General features: G+C 46.5%; 14 protein-coding genes and 1 pseudogene. 11 read left to right on the forward strand and 4 right to left on the reverse strand.

Going from position 1 to position 15,237, the window contains the following annotated elements; all coding sequences use genetic code 11:
• Window positions 1-191 (reverse strand): annotated as a pseudogene (locus AB7E53_RS03845) (hypothetical protein); the annotation flags it as partial.
• Between the two features lie 231 nt (window positions 192-422).
• Between AB7E53_RS03845 and AB7E53_RS03850 the strand changes: the two are divergent.
• The 11 genes from AB7E53_RS03850 to AB7E53_RS03900 all read left to right on the forward strand — a co-directional run bounded on the left by AB7E53_RS03850 (window position 423) and on the right by AB7E53_RS03900 (window position 10,419).
• Window positions 423-1,304, forward strand: a complete 882-nt coding sequence (locus tag AB7E53_RS03850) for an AraC family transcriptional regulator (RefSeq protein ID WP_079683658.1) — start codon at window positions 423-425, stop codon at window positions 1,302-1,304.
• A gap of 158 nt (window positions 1,305-1,462) precedes the next feature.
• Window positions 1,463-1,843, forward strand: a complete 381-nt coding sequence (locus tag AB7E53_RS03855; protein ID WP_179399103.1) for a putative signal transducing protein — start codon at window positions 1,463-1,465, stop codon at window positions 1,841-1,843.
• Window positions 1,844-1,861: 18 nt separating this feature from the next.
• On the forward strand, window positions 1,862-2,044 hold the full coding sequence (locus tag AB7E53_RS03860) for a hypothetical protein (RefSeq protein WP_079683656.1): 183 nt from the start codon (window positions 1,862-1,864) through the stop codon (window positions 2,042-2,044).
• A 159-nt stretch (window positions 2,045-2,203) separates the two neighbouring features.
• On the forward strand, window positions 2,204-3,538 hold the full coding sequence (locus tag AB7E53_RS03865; protein WP_079683655.1) for an NADP-specific glutamate dehydrogenase: 1,335 nt from the start codon (window positions 2,204-2,206) through the stop codon (window positions 3,536-3,538).
• 191 nt (window positions 3,539-3,729) lie between these two features.
• Window positions 3,730-5,160: a RapZ C-terminal domain-containing protein gene (locus AB7E53_RS03870; RefSeq protein WP_068182587.1), complete on the forward strand. Its 1,431-nt coding sequence runs from the start codon at window positions 3,730-3,732 to the stop codon at window positions 5,158-5,160.
• The gene (locus AB7E53_RS03875; RefSeq protein ID WP_068182584.1) at window positions 5,157-5,894 is read left to right on the forward strand and encodes a nucleotidyltransferase family protein; all 738 of its coding nucleotides are present in this window, start codon (window positions 5,157-5,159) and stop codon (window positions 5,892-5,894) included. The genes AB7E53_RS03870 and AB7E53_RS03875 overlap by 4 nt, the downstream gene beginning before the upstream one ends.
• A gap of 179 nt (window positions 5,895-6,073) precedes the next feature.
• The gene (locus AB7E53_RS03880) at window positions 6,074-6,451 is read left to right on the forward strand and encodes a hypothetical protein (RefSeq protein ID WP_079683652.1); all 378 of its coding nucleotides are present in this window, start codon (window positions 6,074-6,076) and stop codon (window positions 6,449-6,451) included.
• A complete protein-coding gene (locus AB7E53_RS03885) occupies window positions 6,420-7,376 on the forward strand; it encodes an FAD:protein FMN transferase (protein ID WP_217697214.1) in 957 nt (318 codons plus the stop codon). Before AB7E53_RS03880 ends, AB7E53_RS03885 begins: the two co-directional genes overlap by 32 nt.
• Window positions 7,373-8,647 (forward strand): electron transport complex subunit RsxC, encoded by a 1,275-nt coding sequence (rsxC, locus tag AB7E53_RS03890; RefSeq protein WP_446774277.1) that lies wholly within the window; start codon window positions 7,373-7,375, stop codon window positions 8,645-8,647. The genes AB7E53_RS03885 and rsxC overlap by 4 nt, the downstream gene beginning before the upstream one ends.
• A 1-nt stretch (window position 8,648) precedes the next feature.
• Window positions 8,649-9,755 carry an RnfABCDGE type electron transport complex subunit D gene (locus AB7E53_RS03895; protein ID WP_446774279.1) on the forward strand — a complete coding sequence of 369 codons (1,107 nt, stop codon included), beginning with the start codon at window positions 8,649-8,651 and terminating at the stop codon, window positions 9,753-9,755.
• A 13-nt stretch (window positions 9,756-9,768) separates the two neighbouring features.
• Window positions 9,769-10,419: a nitroreductase gene (locus AB7E53_RS03900; RefSeq protein ID WP_139376619.1), complete on the forward strand. Its 651-nt coding sequence runs from the start codon at window positions 9,769-9,771 to the stop codon at window positions 10,417-10,419.
• A 252-nt stretch (window positions 10,420-10,671) separates the two neighbouring features.
• Here the strand turns inward: AB7E53_RS03900 and AB7E53_RS03905 are convergent, their stop codons facing one another.
• Genes AB7E53_RS03905 through AB7E53_RS03915 form a run of 3 tightly spaced genes read right to left on the reverse strand, consistent with a single transcriptional unit; the run spans window position 10,672 to window position 15,174 of the window.
• Complete coding sequence (locus AB7E53_RS03905; RefSeq protein ID WP_446774281.1) at window positions 10,672-12,384, reverse strand: metallophosphoesterase; 1,713 nt, start codon at window positions 12,382-12,384, stop codon at window positions 10,672-10,674.
• 15 nt (window positions 12,385-12,399) lie between these two features.
• Window positions 12,400-14,028 (reverse strand): MGH1-like glycoside hydrolase domain-containing protein, encoded by a 1,629-nt coding sequence (locus AB7E53_RS03910; protein WP_446774283.1) that lies wholly within the window; start codon window positions 14,026-14,028, stop codon window positions 12,400-12,402.
• A 36-nt stretch (window positions 14,029-14,064) separates the two neighbouring features.
• Window positions 14,065-15,174, reverse strand: coding sequence for an alkaline phosphatase (locus AB7E53_RS03915; RefSeq protein ID WP_446774308.1), 1,110 nt, complete (start codon window positions 15,172-15,174; stop codon window positions 14,065-14,067).
• Window positions 15,175-15,237: the final 63 nt, after the last annotated feature.

The following is a 15,237-nucleotide window of genomic DNA, read 5'->3' on the forward strand; positions in this document are numbered from 1 at the left end:
CTCAGTGACGAGGCCTGCGACTCTTCTATAGTGCCTACATAACTCTGCTGAATTACGGATTCGGCCGACTTAATTTTAATCATCTTCACAGGAATGGCTGCCTCCTTGTTCAGATTCCGGTCTGTATTATTACAGCCCAACAATAAAATGGAGAAAAGAATACCTCCTCCCAAAAGTGCAAATCGCTTCATATCTTACGTTATTATTATGTCTTATAATCGGGTGACAAAGATCTGAGAAAAGAGCAGATGCCTCAAGGTTCTTTTATCCAGCAAATTGGTCAATTTTTCCTCAACACCAATAATAGACAATTATATAACATACTTATTTTCAGCATAATATTAAACAAAAGAGATTATACACATTAATACTTAATAGAATACACTATATTTGCGGCCTATTTACTTTATAATAATATACCCATGGATGTCAATGTATTCGAACGAATATCCTTCAATAAAATAAAAGAACTGATTGAGACAGAATCTATCTATAATGACATTCTGATATCAGACCAAATCAATCTGCAGCCCTCAATGGAGATTACTTATTCCAGAATTGAAGGTATCGTGTTCGGTTATTGTATGCAGGGAACAGCCACCATTCAGATAGATTCCAAAACGGTTTTCATCGAACATAGAGATAGCCTGGTTATTTTCCCGGAACAGATTCTGGATCTTAAAGCTACCAGCAGCGATTTCAAAGGTTTTATTTACATTCTGTCACTTACTTTCTTAGATCAGCTAAGCATCGATATACAACGGCTGTTACCCCTGGTTGTTTCGGTAAAGGATAACCCGGTATGCAGATTAAGTGAAGAAGAAGGAATTTCCTTTACCGACTACTTCCTGATGATAAAGAAGAAGATGGCGCTTAAAAGTCACCCTCAGCAATTAAAGATCATACAGAATATTTTGGAAGCTCTGATTATCGAAATAGGGCACGTATATAAACAGAAACACAGTGTAGAATTAAGTAAGACCAATCGTAAAAGCACCTTGTTCAACCAGTTTATGCAAGATCTGGGCACCTATTACAAAACAGAGAGGAGTGTTTCATTCTATGCTTCCCGGTTATGCATTACGCCCAAATATTTGTCTTCCATTACCAAAGAGATGATAAATAAGAATCCGGTTGAATTAATTACGCAATGCGTGCTGGTAGAAAGTAAAACCATGCTAAAAAGTACATCCTTGAGTATTCAGCAGATTTCGGATGCTTTGAATTTCCCAAACCAGTCGTTCTTTGGTAAATACTTTAAGCGTTATAGCGGAATGTCACCTCAGCAGTACAGGCAAAGCTAGTGTAAAGCAGATTTCATTCCCTTATTGAAGCACAAGACAAAACATCCGGGCTTTGTGATATTAAAAAAGATAAAATTACAGATTGCCGCTTTAAATATCGGATGAACCCGTTTGTTATGTGCGTAAAAAATCTTTTCTTTGTATAAAAGAAGAAGAATATGGACAAAATGGTAGAAATTGCCCGTTTTCAGAATCAGGCTGAAGCATTTATGCTCCGTAGCTTGCTTGAATCTGAGGGGATAGAATGTTACCTCAAAGACGAAATTATCAATCAGATGTATGGAGGTTTTGTCGATTTCGGAGGTATTAAAGTTCAGGTTATGGAAGATCAGGTTCCTCATGCCATGGATGTTATGCAGGCCAACGGTTATGAATTACCCAAGGAAGACGAGGCAATTGCCCCACTCGCCCCTATGTCCGGATTTGTTGGCAAGATTCCATTCTTAAGAAAATTTGCACTCGAGAAGCAACTGCTTATCATTCTTATTGTTACAGCATTATTACTGGCACTGCTGGTATATGCCGGATCTATTTTTTAATATTAACAACCTCTTGTAATGGCTCGAAGAAAACTAACTGATAGTCAGATTGTATGCCTCACTCTCCTATGGGGAGTACTCGCCTATATGCTTTTAAGCTACAGCAAAGTAATAGATTTTTCCGTAATTTTTACACTTATTGCTTCTGCAATCATTGTGTTTGTGCCCATTTATAAAAATAAAAAGAAAAAGGAGAACTAACATTTTTATAGTTTTATCGAATAAAAAAATCGAATTGCTATTTTAATGCCTTTTTTTCTTTCAAATATTTGCCAATGCAAATATTTGAACTATCTTTGCCGCGTCTTTACAACAAGACGCGGCGCATAACAAAATGGTATAACATTAAACTAACATTCTATGAAGGCGAATGAAGTATTGGATACGTTAAAAAGACGTTTCCCAAACGAACCTGAATATCATCAGGCGGTGGAAGAAGTATTATCTACAATTGAAGAAGCTTACAACCAACATCCGGAATTTGAAAAGAACAATCTTATCGAACGTCTTTGCATTCCAGACAGAGTATTCTCTTTTCGTGTTACCTGGATGGACGATAAAGGCTCTATTCACACTAACATGGGTTACCGGGTTCAACATAACAACGCAATTGGTCCGTACAAAGGTGGTATACGCTTTCACTCTTCAGTAAACCTTTCAATCCTTAAGTTCCTTGCTTTCGAACAGACATTCAAAAACTCACTTACTACATTACCTATGGGTGGTGGTAAAGGGGGTTCCGACTTCAACCCGAAGGGCAAATCGAATGCTGAAATCATGCGTTTCTGCCAGGCATTCGTTATGGAATTGTGGCGTCATATCGGTCCGCAGACAGACGTTCCTGCAGGCGACATCGGTGTAGGTGGCCGCGAAGTTAGCTTTATGTACGGCATGTACAAGAAACTTGCCCGCGAAAACACAGGTACATTTACCGGTAAAGGTCTAGAATTCGGCGGATCTCTTATCCGTCCGGAAGCAACAGGTTACGGTAATGTTTACTTCCTGCTTGAAATGCTTAAAACACGCAACATCGATATAAAAGGTAAAGTAGTAGCTGTTTCCGGTTCTGGTAACGTAGCACAATACACCGTAGAAAAACTGATCGAACTGGGAGCTAAAGTGGTTACCATGTCGGATTCAAACGGTTACATCTACGATGCCGACGGTATCGACAGCGAAAAGCTAGCTTATATCATGGAACTGAAGAATCTGTACCGTGGCCGTATCAAAGAATACGCAGACCACTACGGATGTAAGTTCGTAGAAGGCGGACGTCCATGGAGCGAAAAATGCGACATTGCCATGCCAAGTGCTACACAGAACGAATTAAATGGCGACGATGCCAAGACATTGATTGCCAACGGTTGCTTCGCAATCTCTGAAGGTGCCAACATGCCATCTACCCCCGAAGCAGTTGAAGAATTCCTTGCAGCCAAGGTTCTTTATGCCCCGGGTAAGGCAGCTAATGCAGGTGGTGTTTCTGTATCTGGTCTTGAAATGACACAGAACTCGATGAAACTTAGCTGGAGCCGCGAAGAAGTTGACGAAAAACTAAAGAGCATCATGAATTCGATCCACACACAGTGCGTACAATACGGTACAGAAGCCGATGGTACTGTAAACTATGTGAAAGGTGCAAACGTAGCCGGCTTCATGAAGGTTGCAAAAGCCATGATGGCACAAGGTATATTATAATCAATTTACTTTTTCAACCTCAGTATTGAGTGTATTTAGATTAATGATCATAAAAAGGAATACTCTGTGAAGGGTGTTCCTTTTTTAATGAAAATACCATCAAGGAAAAGACCGGATTCTTAAAATATAAAAAACTGTTTTTTTTGAGGTGTCAATTATTGTAGTACCTTTATTGCCGAAAACAAGACAATATGATCACAAAAAAACTAAATGAGCTGTATCTTTCCTTTACGGGTAAAGAGGCAGATCACATTGAGGAGCTACCGTCTTCGGGGTCCAACAGGCGGTATTTCCGTCTGAGCGGTCAGCAGACACTTATAGGGGTGAGCGGTACTTCGGCCGAAGAGAACAGCACCTTCATCTATATGGCTAATCACTTTGGCAGCAAAGGATTACCCGTACCGAAAGTACATTGCTGGTCGGAAGACAAATACTTCTACCTTCAGGAAGACCTGGGTAACACCCTGTTATTCGATGCCATTGAAAAAGGGCGTAGAAGCAGTGTATTTGATGAAGAAGAGCGCTCCATGCTGAAAAAAACGATCAAGCTTCTTCCCTCCTTTCAGTTTTCGGGAGCCGACGGACTTGATTTTACAAATTGCTATCCTCAGCCGGAGTTTAATCAGCGTGCCATCTTGTGGGACCTGAACTACTTTAAATATTGTTTTCTGAAAGCTACAGGTCTTGATTTTCAGGAAAGCCAGCTGGAAGACGACTTCCAGAAACTTTCCGACGTATTACTCCGCAACTCGTCGGCAACCTTCCTTTACCGCGATTTCCAGTCGCGTAATGTAATGATAAAGGATGGCGAACCCTATTTCATAGACTTCCAGGGAGGACGGAAAGGTCCGGTTTATTACGACGTAGCCTCATTTATCTGGCAGGCCAAAGCCAAGTTTCCCGAAGACCTGCGACAGGAGTTGCTGAGCGACTATCTCGACGCCCTACGCACCTTCATTCCGGTAGACGAGGCCTACTTCCGTAGTCAGCTTAAACATTTTATCCTGTTCCGTACACTTCAGGTGTTGGGAGCCTACGGTTTCCGCGGCTATTTCGAAAAGAAGCCTCACTTTATACAAAGTGTTCCCTTCGCGATCAATAACCTGCGTCAGCTGCTGCACGACGACTATCCGGAATATCCCTATCTATGTACAGTTTTGCGTAACTTAACGGGATTGAAACAATTCTCGGACGATATACAGAAAAGGATGCTTGAGGTAAAGATCGTGAGCTTTGCCTATAAAAAAGGAATCCCCAACGACCCGTCGGGTAACGGAGGAGGGTTTGTATTTGACTGCCGTGCGGTTAACAACCCCGGTAAGTACGAGAGATACAACCACTTTACCGGACTGGATGAACCGGTAATCAGTTTCCTGGAAGAAGATGGCGAGATATCGCATTTCCTTACCCAGGCCTATACCATGGTGGATGCTTCCGTAAAGCGTTACATGGACAGAGGCTTCACCAACCTGATGGTTTGCTTCGGATGTACCGGCGGTCAGCATCGCTCTGTATATTCGGCCCAACACATGGCCGAGCATCTGCACGACAAATTCGGGATTAAAATACACCTGATTCACAGGGAACAGAATATAGAACAAATCTTTGACGCGAAATTATGAAAGCTATGATTTTTGCGGCCGGTACAGGTTCCAGATTGAAGCCTTACACCGACCACATACCCAAAGCTCTTATTCCTATTGACGGAAAGCCAATGTTGGAGCACATTATATTAAAACTTAAAGCGGCTGGTTTTACTGAAATTATTATCAACGTACACCATTTGGGTGAACAGATAATTGAGTTTCTGGCCGGTAAAGACAATTTCGGCATTACTATCCATATATCCGACGAACGCGATTATCTGCTGGACACCGGAGGAGGAATCAAACATGCGGCTCAGTTCTTACAAGGAGATGAACCCTTTCTGGTACACAATGTGGACATTATTTCCAATGTAGACCTGAAAGCATTGTATCAGCACCACCTGGATACCAATCCTCTGGCCACCTTGCTGGTAAGCAAACGGGATACATCCCGCTATTTGTTGTTCAACAAAGAGAACAAGCTGAGCGGATGGAGAAACAAGGAGACCGGCGAAGTAAAGTCTTATTACCCCGACTTTGATCCGTCCATACACAACGAGTTTGCATTTAACGGCATACATGTTATCTCTCCGCAGATATTTGAATGGATGGACGAGTGGACCGGCAAGTTTTCGATCATCAACTTCTACCTTGCCGTATGTGCCAAAACGCCTATCCAGGCTTTCGAGCAGGCAGACCTGCGCATACTGGATATAGGCAAACCCGATGCCCTCGAGCTGGCACAAGATTTTATAAAGGATATAGAATAGACAGCATTCTGCATACTTCATACAACTGGTAATACGAGTCCTCATACAAAAAGGCAGGCGTATTACCAGTTGCCTTTTTATAAACAATCCGATCCGTTTTGCTGTTTTTACAAATAGCTTGCCATTCAGATGGATTTATACCATCAAGCTATAAATTCAAACACTCCATTTACAAAAAGATGAATTGGATAAAGAAAACCGTACTCTATATCTTGGGATTGATTCTTTTGCTGTTCGGGAATAAAAAGGCCCTGGAAGCAATTACCGAAACACTTATGCCAACCAAACCCGAAGATGTAAACAGCCGCATTGAAGATAGGTTTGAAGTACAGAAACTGATTTTCGACAAGGATAAGCAAAAGCTGACCAACCCCGCACCCTATTTCGAGGTAATAAGGGTGGGCGAAACGGGGTCGCAAAAGGTACGGAAGGAGACTCTCAACACACAACCTGTAACCAATAAGAAAACCGACAAGTCCGTTGTACAACCCGAAAGCGGACTGCCAATCACAACCCTGGAACCCGATGATGCCGAAATTGCAACAGCCACTCAATAACACCCAGCTGTATCAGGTACAGGAAAGGCAAATGTTCCATGCACGGATCAGGATAAAGATCCCCCTCGCATGCAGTGCACATTTGTTTGCCGACCTCTATGACTTGCTTGCTGAAACAGACCGCACCTATAATTCTTACAGCGAAGGTTCTTACTTCGACCGCATCAATAAAAATGCCGGAACGTTTGTAGACGTTGATGATGAGACGGTGAGGCTGCTTGAAGCCACCAAACTTGTGTCCGAATTTACTAACGGCGCCTTCGATATCACCCTTATGCCTCTGATCAGGCTGTGGGGATTCTACAAACAGCAGGTAGTTCGTATACCAACGGAAAAGGAAATACGGCGTACCTTGCAGCTGGTGGATTACCGGAACATTGAAATTGAGGGAAACAGGGTGCGCATTGCAAGGGGACAAGAGATCATAACCGGGTCCTTTATCAAAGCCTTTGCTGTGGACCGTCTTGCCAAGAAGCTGAAAAGGGAGGGCATCACAGATGCGATGATCAATGCAGGAGGCAGTACCATCCTGTGCTTCAACGATGAAACCCATCCTGTATGGCAGATCAAAGTGCCGGACCCTGCCGATCGGAGCAACATCCTTTATCTTCTGAAGGTGGGCAACGGCTGTTTCTCCACCTCGGCACAAGACATCGGATACATTGAAGCTGAAGGCAAAAGGTTCGGACATATCCTGGATGCGAGGACAGGTTATCCAACTTCCAACAAACAATCGGGAATTGTGAGCAGCCGGTGCCTGACGGGCGACCTGTTGTCCACCGCCCTGTTGCTTACCGAAGCCGGGAAATGTGCCGAAAAGCTGGAACAATTTCAGACATCCTTCAATGTAAACGGCTTTTTAGTGGATGCCGGGAACCAGGTATATACGAACAAATTATTTGAAGAAAGGATACAAGCGCTATGATATATATACCCGCCGGAAAAGACAAGACCAGGAAACGGAGCATCGAAACCATACCCGATCCGGGCCTGTTCCATATTTCGCTCTCCACCCACCGTGGTGCAGCGGCCGTTCCGGTAGTAAGCATCGGACAGCGTGTAAAAAAACACCAGTTAATAGCCCAGGCCGGTGGAGCCGTATCGGCACATGTGCATTCGCCGGCATCGGGTTGGGTAACAGACATCGGGTTGTACCCTCAGCCAGACGGCAGTAAAAGGGAGACCGTTGTAATTCAAAATGACTTCAAAGAGACCAAAGAGGAGGTCATCCCCACCTACCCCGGAGCCTTTACAAGCGAGGAGGTTATCCAGGCTATTGCCGATGCCGGAATTGTGGGTGCAGGAGGAGCACAGTTTCCTTCGCACATCAAATACCGAACCGGCACGAACCGCATCCGCACCTTTATAATCAACGGAGCCGAGTGCGAACCGTATCTCACGGCAGATTACAGTCTGATGCGGCAATATCACGCCCAGCTATTACAAGCCGTTGCTCTGATCTGCAACGTAATACAGCCCGATCAGGTGGTACTTGCCATCGAAAAGAACAACAAAGAACTGGTACCCATTTTCGAACCCTACCTGCAAAGTCTTCCTGTTCCGCTATCCATCCTGCAGCTGCAGGGAGGTTATCCGCAGGGAAGCGAACTACAACTTATCCGGTCGGCGACCGGTATGGAGCTGCAACGCGGTATTATTCCGGCAACAGCCGGAGTAATTGTGAGCAATGTGGGGACCCTGTATGCCATATATAAAGCCTTATACGAACACACGCCGGCCATTGAACGCATTATAACCGTATCCGGCAACCGCACCGAAGTCTGCGGCAATTACAAGGTCAAGATAGGCACCCCCATCTCCCATATCCTCCAGACGCTGGGTATATCTGTTCCACACCACAAGGTACAGCTTATATTGGGCGGTCCCATGATGGGGTGGACGGTGGACGACCTTTCGGTGTCGGTATCCAAAGGTACCGCAGGGATATTACTTCTTGAAAAACGGGAGCTGCACCCCTACAACTGCATCCGCTGCGGCTATTGCGTGGATGCCTGTCCCATGCGGCTGATGCCTTTCGAATTGGCGGAAGCCTACGAAAACAGGAATAAAAGTGCTCTGAAAGAGCTGAAACTGGCACAATGTATTGAATGCGGACTGTGCGAATATGTTTGTCCCTCGGATGTACCTTTACTGGAAAGCTTCAGGCAGGGTAAAATCCTTACCAACCTACGATAAGATGAAAACAAAAGAATTTAGACATCTCCCAACCGCACCCTATATACATTCCGGCAACCGGGTATGGAAAGTGATGCTGGATGTACTGCTGGCACTCCTTCCATTGGTAGCAGTCGCCTACATGGCCCGGGGAATGCAGGCCCTTCTTGCCATAGGTATATCTGTGGGAAGCGCCCTGATCACCGAGTTTATCTTTGCCTGGTTTCTGCTGGACAAACGAGCCTCTCTGAAGGATGGTACGGCTCTTATCACCGCACTGCTGCTTGCTTTTACGCTTTCGCCGGCAACTCCCTGGTATGTTATAGCCTTTGGCTCTTCCATGGCCATCCTTTTCGGCAAGATCCTCTGGGGAGGTTTAGGCAAAAATCTATTTAATCCGGCGCTGGTAGGCCGCGAGTTTATGACGGCCTTTTTCCCTGTCATCATGTCGTCGGGTACGCTTTGGGCAATGAAAGGTACCGGCCCCGTGACTCCGGTTGCCCTGTTTGGGGGGTGGGCAGACAACAGTCTGATGCAGTATCTGGATTCCCTTCTGTACAAAACTACCGGAGCCATGGGTGAATATTCCGCTCTGTTGCTTTGTGGCGGGGGACTCTTTCTGTTGCTTCGCAACCGTATTTCGTGGCACATTCCGGTAGCTATGTTCGTAACCTTTTTCCTTTTGCTGCAATTGTTTGCAGATAAACGGCTGGTATACTCTGTTGGCGGATTGCTGCTGGGCACCCTGTTTATGGCAACCGACATGCCTTCGAGTCCGTCTACCCCGGGTGGAAAACTATATTACGGAATGATGATCGGCGTGGTTGTAATAATCTGCCTGCTTGACAACATCCGGCACGAATACATGTCGTATTCCATCCTCATCTTAAATGGCTTTTCGAGGCAGATAAACAAGGTGTTTGCCCCTGCGGTGTGGGGATATAAAGCCGACCTCACGAGCAAAGGCGGACAGGTATTCTTCCTTTCTCTGGGCATCCTTACCGTAACCCTGGCCGTTTTAAGTCTGCATCGCTTTGGTCTTACGCACTGGATTATCTATCTTTATATCCTCTTCCTGATTGGAAGATTCACAACCAGTACCCTTAAAAAGTTAAATCATATCCTATAAATAAATGTATCGTATGAAAAAGATGTTCGTTCTGTTCCTTTCCGCCCTCCCCTTCTTTGCCTGTACAGAGAAGCGTGAAGAGGCTAAAACCGCCGCTGATCCGAAAGATGCGGTGATAGAAAACCTGCTTACCCGCCGCAGTATCCGTAAATACACAGCCAATCAGGTGGAAAGAGGAAAGATAGATACCCTGATGAAGTGTGCCATTTATGCACCTAGTGCATTGAATAAACAACCCTGGGAGGTCAGGGTAATCCGGAACAAGGAACTGCTGACCGACATTAACAACCGCTTCCTTGCCTTTGCCAAAGGTAAGAAGTTGAGCGGAAGTGCTTCGCGGGCCGGCGAACCGGGCTTCAGTGTGTTTCACAGTGCACCTACACTTATTGTGATGGCGAAGGATAAAAATAATACGGGGGCATTGCTTGATATTGGGTTGCTTTCGGAAAATGTGATGCTGGCCGCCCATGCCCTGGGACTGGGCACCTGCCCCATCGGATCGGTGGTGCCGATCTTTAACGATCCGGCCAATGCAGACCTGCTCAAAACCATCAATCTTGATCCTGCAATTCATGATGTAGCCATCGCCATCGCCTTGGGATATCCCGACGAAACTCCTCCTGTTAAGGAGCGCTTTGCCGAGAGGGTTAAGATCATTGAATAACGAAGCATGGCAAGAAGATACCGGTTTCATTTTACAGTAAACAGGTTTCGAATCCAAAGCATAACGACACATTAGGCATATCTATATATAGCCTAACGGCATTACTGGTATACCTTAACCGGCAAAGTATCCGGATATATGCGTTGCGCCCATGGGCACGTTTGAACGGCTCCATGGGCGCATTTTATCGTCCCCATGGGGACGAGGTGCGGAAGTTATTAGATTCCGACTTAAGTATATATTCCTTCGCGCTTACTTCCCGAGGCTTTCCCGCTTATCGGTCAGTATATTGAAAAGCGAATTAAGGTCGTCCGCCCCAATCAGGTCTATTCCCTCCTGCAGAATAAAGCGTTTATAATTTTCGGTATCCGGAGCTCCCCACCAACGGAACAGCTTTCCTTCGCTGCGCGCCTGATTCATTATTTCGCGCATACGCTTCAGCTCGTCGGCAGGCATCTCTCCGTTTCCCTTCCATTTAAAGAAAGAGGCGAAGTTATCGCTCACCACCGGAGTAAGCGTACGGGGCATCCCTTTGTTCAGATCGGCCACTTTGCCGTCCAGAAAGGTAAAGCGCGACTTTTCCTGCGGCAGACTCAGCATGGGGCGGTCGCCCGACAAAAAGAAAAGCACAGCCCCCTCTTTGTACGTACCATCGTTTACCGAACAAAACAGTTCCTTATAAGGCTCCATCTGGGCTTTAAGAACGGGGTACATCTCTTCGCCGCTGGTCTTGCAATCCACCATCAACATAAACGGACGATCGCTTTCGGGGTAAACCTTCCCTCCGTTATCCTGAATCCGCCGGGCCAGAGGTTTGAGGTAAAGTTCGCGGAAAGTCAGCCGGCTGTCCAATGTATCGGGACGGTCGTGGGCCACATACAGCTCGCCGTTAATCAGATAAAGATCGGCCTCCACACAGTTGAACCGGAAAGAGAGTGCATCCATCAGCGGATTGGGCCGCCAGTAATCGTTATGCGAAAAGGCATTGTAATGAATTTGTTTGTCGACCACCCGCGGCAAAGCCGACTCCATGTATGGCGCCACCACCTCGTAATGGCCCAGACTGTCGGTCCACCTGCACGAAGCCACTCCAACCTGGTTGTCTTTGATGCGCAATACGGCAAAAGAACCATTTCCATCCTTGTCGGGCCACGCATTATTGACTTGATAAATAGGATATCCCCGGTAATACTGAATCGAAGGAGTATGCGTGTGTCCCACAAAAAAGGCAGCCAGATTATACTGGTCCAACAGGTCGAACAATTGGTTACGGGCCGTCTGATTCCACCAGCCCAATGCCCACTTGTCCACGCCGTAATGCTGTATGTATACAACCGGATTACCGTTGGATGCATACTGTTTCAAATCGTTGGCCAACCATTCCATATTGCTCTCAGAATAAGAGGTATCACCGGCAAAGGTCTGCGCCTGGATAAAATGAACATCCCCCACATTCCACGAATAGGCTCTGCTGGGAGCATGCAGGTTCAATATCTCGCCTTTGGCAAGTTTAGTCTGCAGAACAGAATCCATGAACTGGAGATTAAACCCTCTACCCTGCAGATTCCGGATAGAATCTTCCGAAAAGGGATTAATATCGTGGTTGCCAAATCCCGGATAAACCGGGAAATGAATCTGCTTATCGCCGGTACCCCCACTGTAACGGGCATTATAAAGAGCCCGTATCCGGGGATCCGCCTTATCGAAGATATCACCGGCAATCACCACACCGTTGAGCTGTTTGAGTGTATCGCCTGCAAAAGCCTGCGGTCCGCCGGCCGGCCACACAAAAGTTCCCGGCAGCCGGTTCATAGCCTTTACGTGGTAAAACTGATCGCTTTCCGGAGGCATATCAAAATGCGTATCCGCCGCTATCACCACCGAAACATCCCGAACTTGTGCCCGGACCGGATTCACCAGGCTACACAGTGCGGGTAAAATAAGAAACATTACATACCTGTACATACCGATTGCTTTTTATTAAACCGTTTGAGAACCTGCTTTAACCTGTATCGTCTTCGTTTTATCGCCCCAGGTGAGGATCAGTTCGAAGGGAACGTTGCTCTGCACCTCAGCTACAGGTTCCTGCTCTTTGGACGAACGGGCTTTAACCAACAGGGAAACCACGCCCTCTTTCCCGAAGGGATATTCGCGGATACCGTGTTCTTCCAACAAGTTCACCTCTACGTACAGCTTTTTCTCGTACACATTAGACCGGATACCCAGGATATATTCGATGAGCAGCGATACAGGCGGCAGTCCCGTCCAACCGATAAAATCGGGACGGGCCATGAAGCCCGGCTCCACACTTTCGGGGGCATAATACTCCCAGAAGGTACCCGTTTTCTTATAAACTTCGAACACATTCTGGTAATGATTCATTGCAATATCGTGGGCAAGCTGCTTATATCCTTTATCCATAAGTCCCGTTATCACCATATAGGTAGCCCCGGGCCATACCCCGCCCTGCCAGTAACGTCCGTTCTCCTTGTATTTGGGGTTGTTGGCTGCCAGGGATGGAATCCGATGCAGGCGGTTAAAGGTCTCCTTATCCTCCAGATGAGCCACAAACTTATCCAGCCGCTCCTTGTCCAGTACATCGGTAAGCAGCGCCCAATAGGCATGAATGCCCTTGGTTGACGACAACGAACCATCGGCATATTGGTCGAACAAGAAATTCTCCTTATCGCTCCACAGGTGTTTGTTGATGTACTCCTTCAACATTTTCGCCTCATCTTCAAACTCTTCAATCTCCTGCCAGCGCTCCAGATAGAAGCCCATCTCCAGTAAAAGTCCGGCTACAAATAATTGTTGCAGGCAGGCATCGATCCAGATCATGTGTCCGTGACTGTATATCATGTTGTATTTGGCCTCCACACGTGGCATGTTATCCATACCCGTTCCCCAGCCACTGCTCCAATAGGTACCGTTGCGCCAGGTGCGGTTCAGTTTGAGCCATTTATAGTAGGCACACAAAGCCGGAAATATCTTATGCATCCGTTCGGTGTCGCCAAACTGTTTATAGTAGATCATCTCACTCCAGGGAATGATGTTCGGCCCCGTACTTACCGGATCGTAACGTTCAAAGCAATCGGCTCCATCGGCTTTGATCTCCCGGCATATAAACCCATCGGGATGTTGCTTGGCATAGAAATTATCCAGGGTGCGCTGGAAGGGAAAAAAACGGGTGCCGTAACGGGCAAACATGGTGATGAAGGCCGAATCCCACATAAAGATATTGCCATTGTAGGCCGTATCGATATAACTGGACACAAAGCCCGATCCTTTCTCAGGAGCTTTTATGTTGCGGATCCCGATCTCCCAGGCTTTCCAATACATTTCGATCTCCTTGTCGTGCCCTTTCCAGATAGGTTGAGGCAAGATCTTTTTTGCTTCGGCAAACGAGCGCACCGGAAGGGTCTCGGGCGAAGCAATCCGGTATTCGTTTTCTGTTACCAACGGCTCCTTCAGGTAGGTATTCTTGTAGGGAAGGTTGTATTTGGGTTTCGATTTATCCTCTTGCGCTGCTGCGGCAAATGCTGCCGAAGGAATTACGGTTGCTCCTGCCGCCGCAAGCGATTGCTTGATAAAATTTCGTCTGTTCGTCATGATATAAATCTTATTAGATTATACAAAAGTAACAAATTACCAACCCTTCAGGGCTGTTATCTTTTTAAATATATCGGAATTTTCGTAGATACCGGTAAATTGTTCGGCACCGGGACCAAAGGCATACACCGGAACCATCACGCCACTGTGTCCGCCTGTGGAGAACTTCCCTACAATCTTACCCTCGGCCAGGTTACCATCCACCAGAGTAAGGCCACCAGTTTCGTGATCGGCGGTAACAATAACCAATGTTTCGCCATCCTGTGCGGCCCATTCAAACACCTTACCTATGGTCCGGTCGAAATCGTGCACCTCCTGCATCAGCATATCCAAATCATTAAAATGCCCGTAATCGTCCAGCTGCGATCCCTCAACCATCAGGAAGAAGCCTTTTTTATTCTGATTCAATACCTCGATGGCCTTCAGAGAAGCTTTGGCAAGGATATCCCCCCTTTGGGCCGGGACAGGCAGATCCAGTGAATCGGTAACCGTAAACAACTTCCCTCCTTTAGCCTTGGCCAGCTCGTCCCACGAACGGAGTACCTGATACCCCTTGCCCTGCAATTCGTTGAAGAGATTCCGCCCATCGGTCCGGTTCTCAAAATACTTGGAACCGCCGCCAAATACAAAGTCGGCGCCACAGTTCAGGTAATCTACCGTAATAGCCTCCGCCTCATCCCGGTCGATATTATGACAACAGAAGTCGGCCGGCGTAGCATCGTTCAACCGGCAGGTAACTACCACTCCCGCCGAACGGTTGGTCTCTTTGGCTACATCCACAAGGGTAGTAAGGGGATTACCTTTGGCATCTACACCCACTGCATGGTAAATGGTTTTCTGTCCGGTTGCCAATGCTGTTCCACCTGCACCGGAATCGGTTATAAGTTTATCCAGGCAATAGGTCTTCGATAGGCCCACCGCCATCGCATTATCCAGATTCAGCTTCCCGCGGTTGGCTGTCCAGGCACTGTACACATGCATCAGACTCATGCCATCGCCTATCATCAGAATTACATTCTTCACTTTCTTTCCTTTGGGAGCCTTCAGCTTCACGGTCTCATACGGTTGATTCAGGACATAGGTCTGTTCTACATCCCTTTTACTCTGGGCCGATACGCCGGCAGGCATTGCCCCTAACGCGATCATCAATACGGCTGCAAGCCAATAATTCCGATTTACTCTATTCATTTTCATCTTTTTTATTTTATT

The organism is Macellibacteroides sp. (assembly GCF_050251695.1).
GTDB classification, from domain to species: domain Bacteria; phylum Bacteroidota; class Bacteroidia; order Bacteroidales; family Tannerellaceae; genus Macellibacteroides; species Macellibacteroides fermentans.